Here is a 19,508-nt window from a genome sequence, read left to right on the forward strand (position 1 = left end):
TCCACGCTCTTCGGAAGGCGTCGGGCGATCCCTGGTCGGTTCGTCGACGACGATTTGAGTGGCGCTCTATGTGAATTGAGTCATGGGCTGTCGACAGTGCTTCCAAGCGGGGAGGGTCAAGGTTAGAGTGTCGCTCAAACATCCGGGATCGGACGAGGGTGTTCCGGTACGGGTGTGCCACAAGGAGGTGTGGTGACGTGCGACTGACCCCGACCGAACGCGACCGGCTGCTGCTGTTCGGAGCCGCCGAACTCGCGCGGGCGCGGCGTGCCCGCGGGCTGAAGCTGAACGTCCCCGAGGCGACCGCACTGATTGCCGACACCCTCTGTGAGGCCGCCCGTGACGGGCGCAGGCTGGCCGAGGCCATCGCGGAGGCGCGTGCCGTCCTCGGCCCCGATGACGTCCTCCCCGGCGTCGCCGACATCGTCACCGAGGTCCATGTCGAGGCCGTCTTCGACGACGGAACACGGCTCGCGGTCGTCTCCGACCCGATCAGTGGCGGAGGCCTCGGCGACAAGGCCCCCGGAGCCGTGCTCCCGGTGCCCGGCGACCCCGAGGTGGAACCGGCGGTCCGGCTGGTCGTCCACAACACCGCACCCGTCCCTGTCAGCGTCACCTCCCACTTCCACTTCTTCGAGGCCAATCCGCGGCTCCACTTCGACCGGCCCGCCGCCTACGGAATGCGGCTCAGCATCCCCGCCGGTTCCTCCGTCCGCTTCGACCCGGGCGGGGAGGCCGAGGTCGGCCTGGTGCCGATCGGCGGCGACCGCATCGCCATCGGCTTCGCGGGACTGGTCGACGGCCCGCTGGACGCTCCCGGCGCGAAGACGGAGGCCCTGCGCCGGGCAGCCGCCTGCGGCTATCTCGGCGCACAGGGCCCCCGGTCGGCGCGGACCACCCGGGGGGAGGGGGTATGACCGGCATCGATCCACACGAGTACGCGAGCGTGCACGGCCCGCGGGCCGGAGACCGTGTGGTACTCGGTGACAGCGGCCTCGTCGTCCGTGTCGAGTCCGACTCCCAGAAGCCCGGCGACGAGTTCCTCGCCGGCTTCGGCAAGACCGCCCGCGACGGGCTTCACCTCAAGGCCGCCGCCGTGCGCGAGACCTGCGACGTCGTCATCAGCAACGTCCTGGTCGTCGATGCCGTTCAGGGCATCCGCAAGGCCTCCGTCGGTATTCGCGAAGGGCGGATCGCCGGAATCGGCCGTGCGGGCAACCCGGACACCCTCGACGGTGTGGACGTCGTCGTCGGCACCGGCACGTCCATCGTCTCCGGTGAGGGCCTCATCGCCACCGCAGGCGCCGTCGACACCCATGTCCACCTGCTGTCGCCCCGCATCATGGAAGCCTCCCTCTCGTCAGGCGTCACCACGATCATCGGTCAGGAATTCGGTCCTGTCTGGGGGGTTGGCGTCAACTCGCCATGGGCCCTTCGGCACGCCTTCAGCGCCTTCGACGCCTGGCCCGTCAACATCGGCTTCCTCGCCCGCGGTTCGTCCTCCGGCGACGCACCCCTCGTCGAGGCGCTGGCCGAAGGCGGCGCCTGCGGCTTCAAGGTCCACGAGGACATGGGGGCGCACACGCGCGCGCTCGACACCGCCTTGCGGGTCGCCGAGGACCACGACGTGCAGGTCGCCCTGCACAGCGACGGCCTCAACGAGTGCCTCTCGGTGGAGGACACCCTCAGGGTCCTGGACGGACGAACCATCCATGCCTTCCACATCGAGGGGTGCGGCGGCGGGCACGTACCCAACGTCCTGAAGATGGCGGGCGTACCGAACGTCATCGGCTCCTCGACCAACCCGACCCTGCCCTTCGGCCGGGACGCGGTGGCCGAGCACTACGGCATGATCGTCTCCGTCCACGACCTCAAGACCGATTTGCCCGGCGACGCGGCCATGGCCCGCGACCGTATCCGCGCCGGGACGATGGGCGCGGAGGACGTCCTGCACGACCTGGGCGCGATCGGCATCACCTCCTCCGACGCCCAGGGCATGGGACGTGCGGGCGAGACCGTCCGCCGCACCTTCGCCATGGCAGGGAAGATGAAGGCCGAACTCGGCCCGATGGAGGGCGACGGGGCGCACGACGACAACGCACGCGTGCTGCGTTACGTCGCCAAGCTGACCATCAATCCCGCCATCGCCCACGGGCTTTCCCACGAGATCGGCTCCATCGAGACCGGCAAGCTCGCCGACATCGTGCTGTGGCAGCCGCAGTTCTTCGGCGCGAAACCCCAACTGGTCCTGAAGGCGGGCTTCCCGGCGTACGGCGTCACCGGCGACCCGAACGCCGCGACCGACACCTGCGAACCCCTCGTCCTGGGCCCGCAGTTCGGCGCCCACGGCGCGGCTCCGGCGGACCTCTCCGTGGCTTTCGTCTCCGGGGCCGCTGCCGCGCTCGGAGGCGACGGGATGCCCACCCGCCGCCGCCGCGTCGCCGTACGCGGCACCCGCGGCATCGGGCCGAAGGACCTGCTGCTCAACACCCGCGTCGGTGACGTGGCCGTGGATCCGCACAGCGGACTCGTCACCCTCGACGGCGAGCCGGTCCGTTCGGACCCGGTCGAGTCGATGTCGCTCAACCGCCTGTACTTCCTCTGACGCCTCCCGCGAACTCCGTACACAAGGACCCGTGATGACGTTCCGCATGCCGCCCGAGTGGGCCCCCCACGAGCGCACCTGGATGGCCTGGCCCGGCCCCAACCCGACGTTCACGAACGACGAGGAGCTCGCCGAGGCCCGTACCGCCTGGGCGGAGGTCGCCCGCGCCGTGCGCCGCTTCGAGCCGGTCACCGTCGTCGTCGGCCCCGGGCAGACGGCGGGCGCCCGGACGCTCCTCGGCCCCGGGATCGACATCGTCGAGCTCGAGCTGGACGACGCGTGGATGCGCGACATCGGCCCCACCTTCGTCACCGACGGCCTCGGCGGCCTCGCCGCCGTGGACTGGGTCTTCAACGGCTGGGGCGGCCAGGACTGGGCCCGCTGGGAGCACGATTCCAAGATCGCCCGTCATGTCGCCGACCTGGTGGGCGTGCCCGTCCACTCGTCAGGCCTGGTCAACGAGGGCGGCGCCATCCATGTCGACGGCGAGGGCACGGTCCTGCTGACCGACACGGTCCAGCTCGGCGCCGGCCGCAATCCCGGCTGGACGCGGGACCAGGTCGAGGCGGAGATCCACGCCAGGCTCGGTACCGAGAAGGCGATCTGGCTGCCCCACGGACTCAGCGGCGACTACGGCCTGTACGGCACCCAGGGCCACGTCGACATCGTCGCGGCCTTCGCCCGCCCGGGCGTCGTCCTCGTCCACAGCCAGCAGGACCCGGCCCACCCCGACCACGAGCGCTCGCGTACGTACACCGAGCTCCTGCGGAGCCGGACCGACGCCCGGGGACGGACCCTCGAGGTCGTCGAGGTCCCGGCGCCGACCGTGCTGAAGGACGAGGAGGGCGACTGGGTCGACTACTCCTACATCAACCACTACCTCTGCAACGACGGCGTGGTGCTCTGCGCGTTCGACGACCCCAACGACGAGGTCGCGGCGGACATCTTCCGCAGGCTCTTCCCGGAACGCACCGTGACCCTCGTGGACGCGCGTGCGATCTTCGCGGGCGGCGGGGGCATCCACTGCGTCACCCAGCAGCAGCCGAAGGTCTGACCCCTCCAGCCGGGGGCGGCGCACCCCCCCGGCTGGGGGACCGGAAACCGCGTGCCCGAAGGCCCGGTGAGGGCCCAGGGGGAGCCGCCGGCGCAGACGGCGGAGACCCAGCCGCATCGGATAGAACGTACGAGTGAGACGACTGCCCCCGGAGAAGTCCCGATGACCCCCGCGGCCCGCCGACGCAACACCGCCCCGCCCCGTGAAGAGGTACTCGCCGCGGCGATGGCGACCATCGCCGAGCACGGGCTCGACGGACTGACCATGGCCGGGCTCGGCCGCGAGGTCGGGATGAGCAGCGGGCATCTGCTCTACTACTTCCGCTCCAAGGACGAGCTGCTGCTGCAGACCCTGGAGTGGAGCGAGGGCCGTCTCGGAGCCGAGCGCAGCTCGCTGCTGTCCCGGCCGGGGCCGGCCGGGGAGCGGCTGGATGCGTATGTGGACCTCTATGTGCCCGAAGGCCCCCGCGACCCGCACTGGACGTTGTGGCTCGAGGTCTGGAACCGCACGCAGAAGGCCGGGGCCGACGCCCGTGTCCGGCAGGGCACGATCGAGCGGGCCTGGCACCGCGATCTCGTGGCGCTGCTCGCCGAGGGTGTCTCACGCGGTGAGTTCCGGGCCGTGGACGTGGACCGTGTCGCCACCCGGCTGCGCGCACTCCTCGATGGTCTCAGCGTGCATGTCGCCGTCGGCATTCCGGGCACCGACCGGGCCCAGGTCCTCGCCCATGTGAGCGAGTTCGTCGAGGAGGCTCTGCTGTGACCGCCCCGCCTGATCCAATCGCAAGGCCCTGCGGCCGGCACGGCACGCCGCCGCCCGCATCATGAGACCCGTGTCCACGGAATCGCCCGTTTATGGCAGACTGCCACCGTGCTCGCATTCGCCATGATTATCGGCAGCAGCGCGCCGGTCCGCAGTGATCACTGACCAGGGCAGCAACCCCCGCGGCAGTGGCACCGTGCTTCAGACCCGCGCGCAGACCTCTCGCACCCGCGAGGGGTTTTTTCGTTTTCCGGCCATCACCCCGGCCGAGGGCGGAACGCGCGCGACGATGGAGCAAGTGGAGCCAGAAGTTCCGGAGCCACTCTTCCGACAGGAGTCACTACCGCCATGACCACGACAGGCACCAGCCTCGATGCCAGGCCCGATGACAGCTTCCATGTCTTCGATACCACCCTGCGCGACGGCGCCCAGCGCGAGGGCATCAACCTGACGGTCGCGGACAAGCTGACCATCGCCCGGCACCTGGACGACTTCGGCGTCGGCTTCATCGAGGGCGGCTGGCCCGGGGCCAACCCCAGGGACACCGAGTTCTTCGCCCGGGCCCGCGACGAGATCCAGTTCAGACACGCCCAGCTCGTCGCCTTCGGGGCCACACGCCGCGCCGGAGGCTCTGCCGCGGAGGATCCGCAGGTCAAGGCGCTCCTCGACTCCGGCGCACCCGTCATCACCCTGGTCGCCAAGTCCCACGACCGGCATGTCGAGCTCGCCCTGCGCACCACTCTCGACGAGAACGTCGCGATGGTCCGGGACACCGTCTCGTATCTGCGCGGGCAAGGCCGCCGGGTCTTCGTCGACTGCGAGCACTTCTTCGACGGCTACAAGGCGAATCCGGAGTACGCGAAGGCCGTCGTCCGCGCGGCCGCCGAGGCGGGCGCCGACGTGGTGATCCTCTGCGACACCAACGGGGGCATGCTGCCCGCCCAGGTCCAGGCCGTCGTCGCCACGGTGCGCGCGGACACCGGCGCGCGGCTGGGCATCCACGCCCAGGACGACACCGGCTGCGCCGTCGCCAACACCCTGGCCGCCGTGGACGCGGGCGCCACACATGTCCAGTGCACCGCCAACGGATACGGCGAGCGCGTCGGCAACGCCAACCTGTTCCCGGTCGTCGCCGCTCTCGAGCTGAAGTACGGCAAGCGGGTGCTGCCCGAGGGCGCGCTCCAGGAGATGACCCGGATCTCGCACGCCATCGCCGAGGTCGTCAATCTGACGCCGTCCACCCACCAGCCCTATGTGGGTGTCTCCGCCTTCGCCCACAAGGCCGGCCTGCACGCCTCGGCCATCAAGGTCGACCCGGACCTGTACCAGCACATCGACCCCGAGCGGGTCGGCAACACCATGCGGATGCTCGTCTCCGACATGGCGGGCCGCGCGTCGATCGAGCTCAAGGGCAAGGAACTCGGTGTCGACCTCGGCGATGACCGCGAGCTCGTCGGCCGTGTCGTCGACCGCGTCAAGGAGCGCGAGCTCAAGGGCTACACATACGAGGCCGCCGACGCCTCCTTCGAGCTGCTGCTGCGGCAGGAGCTGCGGGGGGAGGAGGTGGGCCGTCAGCACACGTACTTCCGTACGGAGTCGTGGCGCGCGATCGTCGAGGACCGCCCCGACGGCACCCACGCCAACGAGGCCACGGTCAAACTCTGGGCCAAGGGTGAGCGAATCGTCGCGACCGCGGAGGGCAACGGCCCCGTCAACGCCCTGGACCGGGCGATGCGGGTCGGTCTGGAGCGGATCTATCCGCAGCTCGCCAAGCTGGAGCTGGTGGACTACAAGGTCCGGATCCTCGAGGGCCGCCACGGCACCGAGTCCACGACCCGTGTCCTCGTCACGACGAGCGACGGCAGCGGCGAGTGGTCGACGGTCGGCGTCGCCGACAACGTGATCTCCGCGTCCTGGGAGGCGCTCGAGGACGCGTACGCCTACGGGCTGCTCCGGGCGGGAGTGGAGCCGGCGGAATAGACCGGACCTGCCGGCGGCCGGTCGCCGCCCGCCGGCACCCTGCGCACGCGGGGTTCTGCGGACGCCGGTGGCCGCGGATCCCCGGGGCACCGGGACATATGTCCTAAATTGTCGCGCTCGGGTAGCGTCGGACTATGAGGATCAGGCCGTCCACGCTGTTGTCGGCCCTCACCGGGCCGGCACTCGTCCTGCTGCTGGCCGTGGCTCCCGGCGCGAGCGCCGGAGTCACGGACGTATCGACTGCCCGCGTCACGGACATGTCGACTGCCCGCGTCACGGGTGTATCGGATGCGGCCCGTGCGCTGAAGCAGGGCCCCGTCTACGTGGACCCGGGCGCCCGCTCCCAGCTCTCCGAGGCCGACGCGAAGGCTCTCGCGCAGAAGATCAAGGACGCGGACAAGCCGGTCTTCATCGCCGTCCTGCCGCAGAGCCCGGCCTTCCCGCCGGACAGTGTCCTGAGAGATCTGCGCACCGCGACCGGGATCACCGGGCTGTACGGGGTCCGCCTCGGTGACGGCTTCGACGCCGGCGCCGACCGCGCGGTGATGTCCCACAACGCGGTGCAGAACATCGTGGCCGGAGTGAAGACCCCCGGCGTCGACGCCGCCACCCAGCTCGACAACTTCGTCGACCAGGCACTGCCGACGGTGCGCGGCTCCGCTCCCGCCACCTGGGGCAAGGGCGCGGATCGCGGCGTCTCCGCGAGCGCGCTCATCGCGCTCGGTGTGGTCCTCGTCGCGGGAGGAGCGGGCGCGTACACCGTCGTGCGACGGGGGCGCCGCCGCCGGGCCGAGGAGGAGCGGGCCGCGCTGGAGAAGCTGAGGGTCGTGGTCGACGAGGACGTCACGGCGTACGGCGAGGCACTGGACCGGCTCGACTTCCACCCGTCCGAGCCGGGCGCCGACGACGCGATGCGCGCCGACTACGAGCGCGCCCTCGACGCCTACGAGGACGCCAAGTCCGCCATGGCGGCGGCCGAGCGACCGCACGACGTCCGCCCGGTCACCCAGGCCCTGGAGGAAGGCCGCTTCTCGCTCGCCGTCCTCGCCGCCCGCCGCATGGGTGCCCCGCTGCCCGAACGCCGTGCGCCCTGCTTCTTCGACCCGCGGCACGGGCCGTCCACGACCGATATGACCTGGGCCCCGGCGGCAGGGGCCGCACGCAGGGTGCCGGTCTGCGCCGCGGACGCGGCTCGGCTGGAGGACGGCGAGGACCCGATGGCCCGCCAGGTCGCGACGGAGTCCGGCCCCCGCCCGTACTGGGACGCGGGCCCGGCCTACGGACCCTGGGCCGGCGGCTACTTCGGCGGCGGCCTTCTGCCGGGCCTCCTCGTGGGCACTGTGCTGGGCAGTGCTCTGTCCACTCCCGCGTACGCGGCCGAGTACGGCGGTGACGACTTCTCCGGCGGGGACTTCTCGGGCGGCGACTTCAGCGCCTCCGACTTCTCCGGTGGGGACTTCGGGGGTGGTGACTGGGGCGGTGGCGGTGGCTTCGACGCAGGCGGAGGCTTCTGATGCGTACCAAGAAGTGGAACGTCGAGATCGTGATCACGGAGAGCGAGCGGACGACGGTGGCCGAGGCCCGGCTGCGTGGGCAGAACTCCGAGCTGATCGTCGGTGAGGGTTCGGCCCACCGTAATCGCAACGACCGGGACATCCCCCACATCGGTGATGAACTCGCCGTCGCGCGGGCGCTGGGCGGGGTCTCCCATGAGCTGCTGCACGAGGTGGCGGCGGAGATCGAGACGCGGACGGGGGAGCGGGTGGTCCGGCTGCGGGAGTAGGCCCCTGCCGGTGGGGCGGACCTCCTTGGTCGCGCACCTCGCGCCGAGGTGTGCGCGGCTCGACGGCTCCACTGCGAGGCGGCCGCCCGGACAGGACCTGCTCGCCCGAGCGCCCGCCCCTCCGCAGGGGAGTCGGAGTGGCGGGCGCGCTCGTGGGCTGCCGGGACCCGGCCCCGGCATGTGGGGGTCAGGTCAGGCCGCGGCCTTGACCGCGGAGATGTCGAAGTTCAGCTTCACCTTGTCGCTGACCATGACTCCGCCGGTCTCCAGAGCGGCGTTCCAGGTCAGACCCCACTCGGAGCGCAGAATCTCGGCGCTGCCCTCGAATCCGACGCGCTCGGCGCCGTACACGTCGGTCGCGGAGCCGTTGAACTCCAGGTCGATGGAGAGCGGGCGGGTGACGTCCTTGATGGTGAGGTCGCCGGTGATGCGGTACGTGTCGTCGCCGAGCTGCTCGGCCTTGCTGGAGCGGAAGCTCATCAGCGGGAACTGCTCGGCGTCGAAGAAGTCGCCGCTGCGCAGGTGGTTGTCGCGGTCCGCGATGCCGGTGTCGATGCTCCCGATCTTCACGTCGATGGTGGCGGTCGAGGAGGCGGGGTCGGAACCGTCCAGTTTCAGCGCGCCCTCGTGCTCGCCGAAGGTGCCGCGGACGTTGGTGACCATGGCGTGGCGCACGGTGAAGCCGATGCTGCTGTGGGCCGGGTCGATGGTGTACGTGCCGGTCAGCCCGGCCAGTGCGGGGTCCACCGCACGGGGGGCGGTGGCGACGTCGGTCTCGTTGCTCTTGCGGTTGAACAGGCCCATGGTTGCTCCTCGGGGACGTGGTGGGCGGGTGAGCGAGTGACCTGTCCAGCCACTCGTTGAACCTTCAACGAGCTCCACTGTAGAACAATTCCCGTTTAACTTTCAACCTTTCTGGTCGAGATTCCTCCGTTCCGGCGAGTCTGATCCCCGCCCCCCGGGGCATGGCTGCTGCCGGAGAACCCGTCCTCTCCCGGTGCGAGTGCCGTGAGCAGGGGACATCCACGCCCGGTCACCCTCCGCCCCCGGGAGGTCCTGTGCCCCTGCCGTCCGTCCGGTCCCGCCGCCAGTTCCTCGCCGCATCGGGAGCGTGCGCCCTCACCCTCGGCCGTCCGAGCAGTACCCGGGCCCCCGTCGGGGACGAGGAGTACGCAGCCCTGCGACAGCGCTGGCTCGACCTCCAGCTCGGCACCGGATACGACCCCACCGCCGAGCCCTTCGCCGGCCGTCTCGCCGAAACGGGCGAGCTGGCCCGTCGCTTCCGTATCACCATGGCGCCATCCGCCCGCGCCCTGTGGCCCGACCGTCCCTTCGATCCGCCCTCGGGTATCACCGCGAGCTACGCGCGGCTGTGGACCATGGCCCGGGCCTGCCTTCAGCCGGGCACCGGACTCAGCGGCGACCCGTCCCTGATCGCCGACGTGATCCGTGGTCTCGACCATCTCGCGGCCACCGCCTACAGCCCCTCCGTCACCTGCTACGGCAACTGGTGGGAGTGGCGGATCGGCAGCCCCCGCCTTCTCATGGACATCGTCACCGCCCTCCACGACCACCTGGACGACGTACGGCGCCTGGCCGCCTGCGCCGCCGTCGACCACTTCGTCCCCGACACCCTGCTCGGCTCCTACGCGGGGGCCAGTACCGGCGCCAACCGTGTGGACCTGTGCCGCTCCGTGGCGCTGCGCGGTGTCGCCGGCCGGGCGCCGGGGAAGATCGCCCTTGCCCGTGACGCCCTGTCACCCGTGTTCCCGTACGTCGGTGGCGGCGACGGCTTCTACGCCGACGGCTCGTTCGTGCAGCACACCTCGGTCCCGTACACCGGCACATACGGTCAGAGCCTGCTCGACGGCCTCGCGCGGCTGTTCGCCCTGCTCGCGGGCTCCCGCTGGGCCGTCACCGACCCGGGGGCGCGGAACGTCGCCGACAGCGTCGAGAACGCCTTCGCGCCCCTGATCCACAACGGACTGATGATGGACGCCGTCAACGGGCGTGCCATCAGCCGCGGTCTCCAGGCCGGCGAGGGACGCGCGGTCGTGCGCGGCGACCACTTCCACGGTCATGGCGTCATCGCCGCGATCGCGCTGCTCGCCGACGGCGCCCCCGCCGCCGAACGCACCCGCTGGCACGCCATGGTCAAGGGCTGGATCGATCGGGACGCCGTCGAGCCGGTCCTGACCGGGAAGCGGTTCGGCGTGGCCGACCTCGCCCGGCTGCACGCCGTCGCCGCCCAACCCCTGCCGGCCGCGCCGGCACCCGTCGGGCACAGGCTGTTCGCCTCGATGGACCGAGCCGTGCACCGGCGGGCGGGCTGGGTCGCGAGCCTCGCGATGGCATCGGACCGGATCTCGTCGTACGAATGCGGCAACGGCGAGAATCCCCGCGGCTGGCACACCGGCGCCGGAATGCTCTGCTGGTGGCCCGGCGCGGACCACGACGACCAGTACACGGACTGGTTCTGGCCGACCGTCGACTGGTACCGGCTGCCCGGCACGACCGTGTCGATGAAACGACTCGCCGACAACGAGGGCGGCGAGTGGGGTGCTCCGAGGCCTCGCGCGAGCTGGGTCGGGGGCGTGAGCGACGGTGAGTTCGCCGCCGTCGGCCAGCACCTCGAAGGGCTCGGCTCCACCCTCCGGGCCCGCAAGTCCTGGTTCTTCGCGGCCGACTGCGTCGTCTGCCTCGGCGCCGGGATCAGCTGCGCCGACGGGGTGCCCGTCGAGACGATCGTGGACAACCGCCGCATCGGAGCGGACGGCGGGCAGGCGTTCACCGTCGGCCGGCACGGCCGCTGGGTGCATCTCGAAGGCCACGGAGGCTGGGTCTTCCCGGGCGGAACGACGGCCCTGCGCACCCTGTGCGAGGCCCGCACCGGCGCCTGGAGCGACATCAACGCCAACGGCGCCGCCGAGCGGCGCACCCGCCGCTACCGGACCCTGTGGCTCGACCATGGGGCCGATCCGGTGAATGACACGTACGCCTATGTTCTGCTGCCCGGAGCCTCCCGCAGGGCCGTCGAGGCCTTCGCGGCCGACCCCCTCCGGCTGGAGATCCTCGACAACACCGCCGAGCGTCAGGCGGTCGTCCTTCCGTCCCTCGGCCTGACCGCCGTGAACTTCTGGCGGGCCGGTACGGTGGCCGGGCTGACCGTGACCGCCCCCGCGAGCGTCCTGCTGCGGACGGAGGGGCGGGGGACGTGCCGGACGGCCGCCCTCCATCTCGGCGAGCCCCCACGCACCGGGCAACCGCTGGAGCTGGCCTGGCACCGCCGGGTGGACCGGGTCCTCGCCCGTGATCCGTCGGTGGAGGTACTGGCGACCGGGCGTGAGCTGCGACTGCGCATCACCCCCGGGAGGTCGTGCGCCGCCCATCGGTGTGAAGTGGCCACAGGCTGACACGGGGATGACGTCTTTGTCGGACTCCGACAATCCGGGGCAGTCCCGGGCTGGCACTAGGGCTGCGCCGTGCAGCGGTTCTGTCCGGGGGTGACAGGAGATCGGTCGCGAGACTGTACGGAGTCAACGGCAGGATTTCGTTGTCCGGGTCCGTAGGGTCGTTACATGACCGTTTTGGACGAGACCGCCGACACGCCCACCGACGCACGCGGGCGCGTGGCCGAGCTGCACGCCCTGCGCGAGGAGGCCCGTCGTGGCCCGAGTGACCGGGCGACGGAGGCGCAGCACGCCAAGGGCAAGCTGACCGCGCGTGAGCGGATCGAGCTGCTGCTGGACGCGGGTTCGTTCCGTGAGGTCGAGCAGCTGCGGCGGCACCGTGCGTCCGGTTTCGGTCTCGAGGCGAAGAAGCCGTACACCGACGGTGTGATCACCGGTTGGGGCACGGTCGAGGGCCGGACGGTCTTCGTCTACGCACACGACTTCCGGATCTTCGGCGGTGCGCTGGGCGAGGCCCATGCCACCAAGATCCACAAGATCATGGACATGGCCATCGCCGCGGGTGCGCCGCTGGTCTCCCTCAACGACGGTGCGGGCGCCCGTATCCAGGAGGGCGTCTCCGCCCTCGCGGGCTACGGCGGCATCTTCCAGCGCAACACCCGGGCATCCGGCGTCATCCCGCAGATCTCGGTGATGCTCGGCCCGTGCGCGGGCGGTGCGGCGTACTCTCCGGCACTGACCGACTTCGTGTTCATGGTCCGTGAGACCTCGCAGATGTTCATCACCGGACCGGACGTCGTCAAGGCGGTCACCGGTGAGGAGATCACCCAGAACGGGCTGGGCGGCGCGGACGTGCACGCCGAGACGAGCGGTGTGGCGCACTTCGCGTACGACGACGAGGAGACCTGCATCGCCGAGGTGCGGTACCTGCTGTCGATGCTGCCGCAGAACAACCGCGAGAACCCTCCGCACGTCAGCACCGACGACCCGGCCGACCGCCGCTCCGAGGTGCTGCTGGACCTGGTCCCCGCGGACGGCAACCGCCCCTACGACATGCACAAGGTCATCGAGGAGATCGTCGACGACGGCGAGTACCTCGAGGTCCACGAGCGCTGGGCGCGCAACATCATCTGCGCGCTGGCGCGACTCGACGGCCAGGTCGTCGGCATCATCGCCAACCAGCCCCAGACGCTCGCGGGTGTGCTCGACATCGAGGCGTCCGAGAAGTCCGCGCGCTTCGTCCAGATGTGCGACGCGTTCAACATCCCGATCGTGACGCTGCTGGACGTGCCGGGCTTCCTGCCCGGTGTCGACCAGGAGCACGGCGGCATCATCCGGCACGGCGCCAAGCTGCTGTACGCGTACTGCAACGCGACCGTGCCCCGGATCTCGCTGATCCTGCGCAAGGCCTACGGCGGTGCGTACATCGTCATGGACTCCCAGTCCATCGGCGCCGACCTCACCTACGCCTGGCCCACCAACGAGATCGCGGTGATGGGCGCCGAAGGCGCGGCGAACGTCATCTTCCGCCGCCAGATCGCCGACGCCGAGGACCCCGATGCCATGCGCGCCCGCATGGTCAAGGAGTACAAGGCCGAGCTCATGCACCCCTACTACGCCGCGGAGCGCGGACTGGTCGACGACGTCATCGACCCGGCCGAGACCCGCGAGGTGCTCATCCGCTCCCTCGCCATGCTCCGCACCAAGCACGCCGACCTGCCCTCCCGCAAGCACGGCAACCCCCCGCAGTAACCCACGAGGAGAACACTGCACATGACCATGCCCGCCGAGTCCCTGCTCCGCGTCGAGAAGGGCCACGCCGACCCCGAGGAGCTGGCCGCGATCACGGCCGTCCTCCTCGCCCGTGCTGCCGCGCAGCCGGACGCCCCGGCGCGACGCGGTCGCAGCACGGCCGGCTGGCGCCGTCTGGAGCGCCAGTCCGGCTTCCGCGCCCCGCACAGCTGGCAGGGCTGACACCCGCCGGCATCGCATCGAGGCCTCCGCTCGCCCACCGCGAGCGGGGGCCTCGCGCCATTCCCGGCCGCCGGGCCGACACGGCCCGGCGTCTCCGCGTGCACCACGACGGCGGCCGGCACCGGAACTCTCCGGTGCCGGCCGCCGGCTTCGCTGTGGGCCGTGGGCTATGCCGCTGCCTCCGCCGCCTGCTTGAGGTCCCTGAGCCAGGCGACCAGCGACTGGTCCAGGGCCGTGCGCATGCCCTCAGGGTCCGCGTCGACGGGCGCGCCCGACCAGGATTCCTCCGTGACGACCCGCGTACCGCCGTTCGCCGCGGGCTCCAGGATCCAGTGGTGGACCCCGTCGATGCCGGAGGTGGGACCACCCCAGGCGATGTGCCGGAAGGGTTCCAGCGCCGAGACCGTGGACGTGATGTCCAGCCCGTGGGTGAGCCAGCGGAACGAGGCTCCGACCGTCAGCTCGCCGGAGAGCTCGGCCCTGTCGATACCGGAGTTCCAGGCGGGCCAGCCGGCGATGTCGGTGTGCAGGCGCCAGACCGTCCCGACCGGTGCGTCGACGGTGATCTCGTGGCGGGTGGTGATCACGCCGCACCGCCCTGGAACTCGTCCCCGGCGGCGAGGTCGGCGTGGGCGAGATCGGCGTCGGCGATCCACGAGCCGTGGATACCGGACGGGACCCGGCGGGGGAGCTCCACCGTGGCGACCGGCGCTCCCGCCGGCGCCGACGCGTCGAGGATCAGCAGCTGCGAGGCGTCCTGTTCCAGATCGCTGACGACGGTGAGCAGATACCCGTCGTCCTCGCGGCTCCCGCCCTCGGCGGGTACGAAGACCGCCTCGCCGGGCATCCGGTCACGGCCCATCGGCACCAGTTCCCGGACGCCGGTGGCGTGGTCGTGCTTGACGATCGCGTACTCGCCGAGACCGGAGCCGGGGAAGGCGACCGAGTAGCCGAAGCGGTGGGGGAGACCGGTCAGGTCCTCGTTGATGGTCGGGAACTCGGTGACGAGATCGTCGACCGGCTCCTCCGTCGCCCTGCCCGTCGCCGGGTCGAGAATCCAGCGGTGCGGCGTGGCGCCGACCAGCGGCTCCGCGGCGTAACCGGGCGCGCCGACCCACCACTTCCAGGTCTGCTCCCAGGAACCGCGGTCGTAGCGCGGGCCGGTCAGCACGATCCGGCCGCGCTCGTCCTCGTAGGCGTTCGCCACGTGCAGCAGGGCGCCCGGATCGACCTCGAACCACTGCACCTTCGCGGCACCTGTGCGGGGCATGACCCCGATGCGCGGGGTGTAGGTGTCGCTCCAGCGGTACGGGATGCCGGACCGCTCGGCCGGGTTGAAGACGACCGGCAGGTCGAGCCAGACGACGTGGTGCCGGGTGATGCCGAAGTCGTGCATCAGGGACGGGCCGGCCCCGTCCACGACCTCGGCGCGCACGATGCCTCCCTTGGCGTCGGCCACGTAGTAGGTCAGATGGGGCGGGAAGGGGCCGTAGCCGAAGAAGTGCAGCTCACCGGTGACCGGGTCGGGCTTGGGATGGGCGGTCATCGCGGTCTTCAGCGTGCCGCCGAAGTCGAAGGCGCCGACGGTGTCCAGCTCCGGGGTCATCTCGTACGGCAGGTTCACCTCCTGCAGCGCGAGGATGCGGCCCGCGTGCTCGATGACATGCGTGGCGGCGTCGCTGGCCTCGAGGTTGGGGATCCCGTCGGCGCCCATGTACGGGACACCGTCGAGCGCGGGGGTGCGGACCCAGCGGTTGCGGTACCACTCGGCGCGGCCGTCCCGCAGCCGCAGCCCGTGGATCATGCCGCTGCCCTTGAACCAGTGGGTGGGGGTGACACCGGGCTTGGGATTGTGCCCGTTGCGGAAGTAGCGGCCGCTGAGCTCCCGGGGGATGGTGCCGTGGACGGTCAGCTCGTGGGCCGTGATCTCGTCGGCGACGGGGGTGTAGTGGCCGGACACGTAGGGCTTCGTGGTCTGCGTGGTGGCGGGGGTGGTGGCGGTCCCGGTGTTCATGACTGCTTCCTTCCGGAGAGGGCGAAGAGGGCGGTGACGGTGGTCAGTGCGGCGAGGACCGCCGCGGTCAGGAAGGCGGTGCCGTAGTCGGCGGCCGCCGGTGCGACGGCGGTCATCAGGGCGAGGCCCAGTGCCCCGCCGAGCTGCCGGCTCGTGTTGATCAGGCCACCTGCCAGACCCGAGTCGGCGGCCGGCACGCCGTCGGTGGACAGTGCGGTGAGGCGTACGAAGGCGATGCCGAGGCCCGCGCCGATGAGCAGCGAGGGCCCGACCAGATGCGCGGCGAACGACTGGACCGTGAACGGGCCGTGGTCGGGGCCCAGGGAGAGCCACACCAGGCCCGTGGTGATCGCGGCGAGGGCTCCCACGGTGCCCGTACGGGCAGGCAGCCGGGAGGCGAGCACCGAGCCGGCGACGACGGCGAGAGCGAGGGGGAGCTGGGTCAGGCCCGCGGCCAGCGGGCCATACCCGAGTACCCGCTGCTGGTAGAGCGGCAGGAAGGAGAAGAGGCCGACGAAGACGGCGCCCAGCAGGGTCATGGCGAGGTTCGCCGCGGCGACCTTGCCGGTGCGCAGCAGGCGCGGGGGAACGAGCGGGGTGCGCGCCCTGCTCTGCCGCAGGACGAAGAGGACGAGCAGCAGCAGCCCCACGGCACCGGTGACGACGTCCTTGGCCGTCAGGGCGTAGACGAGCGCGGTGAGGGAGACGGCCGAGACGATCGCGCCCAGGACGTCGACCTCTCCTCCGGAGGGCCGTCCGGCCGGGACGAACACGAGCGTCGCGGCCAGGGAGAGCGCGGCGACGGGTACCTGGACCAGGAACACGGCGGGCCAGCCGTACAGCTCCGTGAGCAGACCGCTCAGCAGCACGCCCACCGCTCCGCCCGCACCCGATACCGCGCCCCAGATCCCGAGAGCCCTGGCCCGGGCCGGCCCCGGCGGGAAGGCACCCAGCAGCAGGGCGAGCGCGGCCGGCGCGAGGAGGGCGGCGCCCATGCCCTGGACGGCGCGGGCCGCGATCAGCGGCACGGCCGACGGGGCGAACCCCGAGGCGAGCGAGGCCAGCGCGAAGACCGTCATCCCGGTGGCGAACATCCGGCGGCTGCCGAACACGTCGGAGAGCCGCCCGCCGACCAGCAGCAGGGCACCGAAGGCGAGGACGTACGCATTGACCACCCACGACTGTGCGGCGGGCGGCAGCTGGAGTCCCGTGCTGATCGACGGCAGGGCCACATTGACGATCGAGGTGCTCAGCACGACGAGGAACTGCGCCGTGGCGAGAGCCGCGAGAACCGGGCCCCGGCGGTTGCGCTCCGTGTGAGGTGCCGGCGGCCGTACCGCCGCACCCGGCGGCTGCGCCTGCGGTGGTGTGTGCGATGGGTGCTGCGTCATGGTCGCCATCTCGCCTCCTCAAGAAAGAGTGGTCGATCACTCACTGTTTGGGTCAAAGGAACGGCCGCACATCGGTGCGGCCGTCCGCTCGGTGTCAGAAGTGCCGGATGCCGGCCAGCAGGGTCCTCGTCCAGGGGGCGTCCACCTCGGTCGCGCCGATGGAGACCGTCACGTCGCACAGGAAGCCCCTGGCGAAGAACTCCTGGATAGGTCGGTCGGTGGCGCCCGACGTGGACCGTACGTACTCCACCAGGCGGGCGTACAGCCGCTGTACGGCCTCCCTGATGGCCGGCTCGCTCGCCGCGCAGTTCGCGTGCATCAGGACCCGCAGTAGATCGTCCCGGTCGGCGATGAGGTGGGCGTAGGCCACCGACATCGCGTCCAGCACCGCTTCCGGCTCCGCGCTGCCGACCTCGACGGCCGCTTCCGCCAGCCGCTCCCGGATGATCCGCGAGCAGTCCTCGACGACGGCGACGAACAGCGACTCCTTGTCGGGGAAGAGCCGGTACAGGTACGACTGCGAGATCCCCGCTCCCTTGGCCACCTCGGTGGTGGAGGTGCCGTAGTACCCGCGCGCCGCGAAGGCCCTGGCCGCCGTGGCCAGTACCTCGCTGCGCCGTGCGTCCGCCGTGGAAAGCCGGCGGGTGGATGTCGTTGCCATGTGAGTAATTAACCACTCACACTTTTCCGCTGTCAAGCCCTGTGCCACGACGGGCCCGAAGACCGGGTGGCACGAGCAGGCCGAGGGAAACGAGCAGGCCGAGGGAATGCGCGGAACGAACAGGGTGAGCGCACCGGCGACGACGGGCCGAACGACGCGAGCGGGGCCCGCACCCCAGGGAGAGTGCGGGCCCCGCTCGCGGAAGGACCGGACAGGCGCCGGAGGCGTCCTACCGAAGTCGTGCCATGAGTGCGTGTTCGACGAGGGTGATGAGTGCGCTTTTGGCGTCGGCGCGGTGGCGTGCGTCGGTGGTGATGATGGGGGTGTCGGGGCCGATCTGGAGGGCTTCGCGGACTTCGTCGGGGTTGTAGGGCTGGTGTCCGTCGAAGCCGTTGAGGGCGATGACGAAGGGGAGGCCGCTGTTTTCGAAGTAGTCGACTGCGGGGAAGCAGTCGGCGAGTCTGCGGGTGTCGACGAGGACGACGGCGCCGATGGCGCCGCGGACGAGGTCGTCCCACATGAACCAGAAGCGGTCCTGTCCGGGGGTGCCGAAGAGGTACAGGATCAGGTCTTGGTCGAGGGTGATGCGGCCGAAGTCCATGGCCACCGTGGTGGTGGTCTTGTCGCCGGTGTGGGTGAGGTCGTCGATGCCCGCGGACGCGGACGTCATGACGGCCTCGGTACGCAGCGGGTTGATCTCCGAGACGGCGCCGACGAACGTGGTCTTGCCCACGCCGAAGCCGCCCGCCACCACGATCTTCGCGCTGGTGGTTGAGCGGGCTGCACCGCCGCTAGAGCTTGCGAAGTCCACTGAGCACCCTTTCGAGCAGTGTCACGTCTGGCTGGCCGCCGGCGGACTCGTCGCCGCCGGGCTGGTGGATGGCGACAAGTCCGGCCTCCGCCAGGTCGGCGACGAGGATCCGGGCAACGCCGAGGGGAATGGTGAGAAGTGCCGAGATCTCGGCCACCGATTTGATCTCGAAGCACAGTCGGCAGATCCGCTGGTGCTCGGGCAGCTGCCCTTGCAGCCTCGACGCATCGGCCGTGGTGCTGACCAGCGCCTCGATGGCGAGCTGATAGCGCGGGCGGGTCCGGCCGCCGGTCATCGCGTACGGGCGCACCAACGGGTTGTGGTTGCTTGCCGGCGCGGGTTCCTGGGGCCGGCGGGGTGCCACCGGCTGGATCCGGGGCCCCTGCGGCTGGCCGTACGACGGATCGTACGGCTGCTGCGGCCGCTGGTAGGGCTGGGGGCCGTTGCCTCTGCTGGGCGAGGAGGGAAAGTTGAAGCGGTTCGGACCCTGCTCACCCTGAGATCGGTGAGCACCGTCATATGGGTGTCCGCCTGGCGGTGTTGCCACTTCTGATTCCTCCTCCGCGCCGTACGCCCGGTTCCAAGTCCCTGTGGAGCCGCGCCACCGCACCTTACGGTGCGGTGGCCCGAAACGCACTGCCTATCAGCTAGTTGAGAAGACTGCCCTGCAGTTCGGCGCGGAGATCCGGGGTGAGGACCGTTCCCGCGCGGTCGACCAGGAGGGCCATCTCGTAGCCCACGAGACCGATGTCGGCCTCCGGGTGGGCGAGGACGGCCAGCGAGGAACCGTCGGAGACGGACATGATGAAGAGGAACCCGCGTTCCATCTCCACCACGGTCTGGTTGACCGCGCCGCCCTCGAAGATGCGGGAGGCGCCCGCGGTCAGCGAGGTCAGTCCGGACGCGACGGCTGCCAGCTGATCGGCACGGTCACGCGGGAATCCCTCGGACATCGCCAGCAGGAGTCCGTCGGCGGAGACCACCACGGTGTGGGACACCCCAGGGGTGTTGTCCACGAAGTTGGTGATCAACCAGTTCAGATTCTGCGCCGCCTGGCTCATCG

At 71.0% G+C, this 19,508-nt stretch carries 18 protein-coding genes; 10 read left to right on the forward strand and 8 right to left on the reverse strand.

Going from position 1 to position 19,508, the window contains the following annotated elements; all coding sequences use genetic code 11:
* Nucleotides 1-197: 197 nt before the first annotated feature.
* The 7 genes from ureA to ACTWOL_RS26460 all read left to right on the forward strand — a co-directional run bounded on the left by ureA (nucleotide 198) and on the right by ACTWOL_RS26460 (nucleotide 8,184).
* A complete protein-coding gene (gene ureA, locus ACTWOL_RS26430; RefSeq protein WP_474299288.1) occupies nucleotides 198-917 on the forward strand; it encodes an urease subunit gamma in 720 nt (239 codons plus the stop codon).
* Nucleotides 914-2,605 carry an urease subunit alpha gene (locus tag ACTWOL_RS26435; RefSeq protein WP_474299289.1) on the forward strand — a complete coding sequence of 564 codons (1,692 nt, stop codon included), beginning with the start codon at nucleotides 914-916 and terminating at the stop codon, nucleotides 2,603-2,605. Before ureA ends, ACTWOL_RS26435 begins: the two co-directional genes overlap by 4 nt.
* Nucleotides 2,606-2,639: 34 nt before the next feature.
* Complete coding sequence (locus tag ACTWOL_RS26440) at nucleotides 2,640-3,659, forward strand: agmatine deiminase family protein (RefSeq protein WP_474299290.1); 1,020 nt, start codon at nucleotides 2,640-2,642, stop codon at nucleotides 3,657-3,659.
* 162 nt (nucleotides 3,660-3,821) lie between these two features.
* On the forward strand, nucleotides 3,822-4,421 hold the full coding sequence (locus ACTWOL_RS26445) for a TetR/AcrR family transcriptional regulator (RefSeq protein ID WP_474299291.1): 600 nt from the start codon (nucleotides 3,822-3,824) through the stop codon (nucleotides 4,419-4,421).
* A gap of 348 nt (nucleotides 4,422-4,769) precedes the next feature.
* Nucleotides 4,770-6,401 (forward strand): citramalate synthase, encoded by a 1,632-nt coding sequence (gene cimA, locus ACTWOL_RS26450; RefSeq protein ID WP_474299293.1) that lies wholly within the window; start codon nucleotides 4,770-4,772, stop codon nucleotides 6,399-6,401.
* 134 nt (nucleotides 6,402-6,535) lie between these two features.
* Nucleotides 6,536-7,915: a hypothetical protein gene (locus ACTWOL_RS26455; RefSeq protein WP_474299294.1), complete on the forward strand. Its 1,380-nt coding sequence runs from the start codon at nucleotides 6,536-6,538 to the stop codon at nucleotides 7,913-7,915.
* A complete protein-coding gene (locus ACTWOL_RS26460; RefSeq protein ID WP_474299295.1) occupies nucleotides 7,915-8,184 on the forward strand; it encodes a dsRBD fold-containing protein in 270 nt (89 codons plus the stop codon). Before ACTWOL_RS26455 ends, ACTWOL_RS26460 begins: the two co-directional genes overlap by 1 nt.
* Before the next feature lie 192 nt (nucleotides 8,185-8,376).
* Here the strand turns inward: ACTWOL_RS26460 and ACTWOL_RS26465 are convergent, their stop codons facing one another.
* Nucleotides 8,377-8,988 carry a YceI family protein gene (locus ACTWOL_RS26465; protein WP_474299296.1) on the reverse strand — a complete coding sequence of 204 codons (612 nt, stop codon included), beginning with the start codon at nucleotides 8,986-8,988 and terminating at the stop codon, nucleotides 8,377-8,379.
* Nucleotides 8,989-9,242: 254 nt separating this feature from the next.
* Between ACTWOL_RS26465 and ACTWOL_RS26470 the strand changes: the two genes are divergently transcribed.
* The 3 genes from ACTWOL_RS26470 to ACTWOL_RS26480 all read left to right on the forward strand — a co-directional run bounded on the left by ACTWOL_RS26470 (nucleotide 9,243) and on the right by ACTWOL_RS26480 (nucleotide 13,568).
* Nucleotides 9,243-11,597, forward strand: coding sequence for a polysaccharide lyase 8 family protein (locus ACTWOL_RS26470; protein ID WP_474299297.1), 2,355 nt, complete (start codon nucleotides 9,243-9,245; stop codon nucleotides 11,595-11,597).
* A gap of 165 nt (nucleotides 11,598-11,762) precedes the next feature.
* Entirely contained in the window at nucleotides 11,763-13,346 is a 1,584-nt protein-coding gene (locus ACTWOL_RS26475) for an acyl-CoA carboxylase subunit beta (protein ID WP_474299298.1), read from the forward strand.
* Nucleotides 13,347-13,367: 21 nt separating this feature from the next.
* Nucleotides 13,368-13,568: an acyl-CoA carboxylase subunit epsilon gene (locus tag ACTWOL_RS26480; protein WP_384239378.1), complete on the forward strand. Its 201-nt coding sequence runs from the start codon at nucleotides 13,368-13,370 to the stop codon at nucleotides 13,566-13,568.
* 167 nt (nucleotides 13,569-13,735) lie between these two features.
* On the opposite strand, the gene ACTWOL_RS26485 is transcribed toward ACTWOL_RS26480, so the two are convergent.
* The 7 genes from ACTWOL_RS26485 to ACTWOL_RS26515 all read right to left on the reverse strand — a co-directional run bounded on the left by ACTWOL_RS26485 (nucleotide 13,736) and on the right by ACTWOL_RS26515 (nucleotide 19,506).
* Entirely contained in the window at nucleotides 13,736-14,155 is a 420-nt protein-coding gene (locus ACTWOL_RS26485) for an SRPBCC family protein (protein WP_474299299.1), read from the reverse strand.
* Complete coding sequence (locus ACTWOL_RS26490; RefSeq protein ID WP_474299300.1) at nucleotides 14,152-15,582, reverse strand: carotenoid oxygenase family protein; 1,431 nt, start codon at nucleotides 15,580-15,582, stop codon at nucleotides 14,152-14,154. The genes ACTWOL_RS26485 and ACTWOL_RS26490 overlap by 4 nt, the downstream gene beginning before the upstream one ends.
* A complete protein-coding gene (locus ACTWOL_RS26495; RefSeq protein ID WP_474299301.1) occupies nucleotides 15,579-16,982 on the reverse strand; it encodes an MFS transporter in 1,404 nt (467 codons plus the stop codon). The genes ACTWOL_RS26490 and ACTWOL_RS26495 overlap by 4 nt, the downstream gene beginning before the upstream one ends.
* 85 nt (nucleotides 16,983-17,067) lie before the next feature.
* A complete protein-coding gene (locus ACTWOL_RS26500; RefSeq protein ID WP_474299302.1) occupies nucleotides 17,068-17,634 on the reverse strand; it encodes a TetR/AcrR family transcriptional regulator in 567 nt (188 codons plus the stop codon).
* A gap of 229 nt (nucleotides 17,635-17,863) precedes the next feature.
* Nucleotides 17,864-18,445, reverse strand: coding sequence for a GTP-binding protein (locus tag ACTWOL_RS26505; protein WP_384933790.1), 582 nt, complete (start codon nucleotides 18,443-18,445; stop codon nucleotides 17,864-17,866).
* A complete protein-coding gene (locus ACTWOL_RS26510; protein ID WP_474301266.1) occupies nucleotides 18,426-18,740 on the reverse strand; it encodes a DUF742 domain-containing protein in 315 nt (104 codons plus the stop codon). The genes ACTWOL_RS26505 and ACTWOL_RS26510 overlap by 20 nt, the downstream gene beginning before the upstream one ends.
* Nucleotides 18,741-19,092: 352 nt before the next feature.
* Nucleotides 19,093-19,506, reverse strand: coding sequence for a roadblock/LC7 domain-containing protein (locus tag ACTWOL_RS26515; RefSeq protein ID WP_056644956.1), 414 nt, complete (start codon nucleotides 19,504-19,506; stop codon nucleotides 19,093-19,095).
* Nucleotides 19,507-19,508: the final 2 nt, after the last annotated feature.

It is taken from the genome of Micromonospora sp. IBHARD003 (assembly GCF_056106285.1).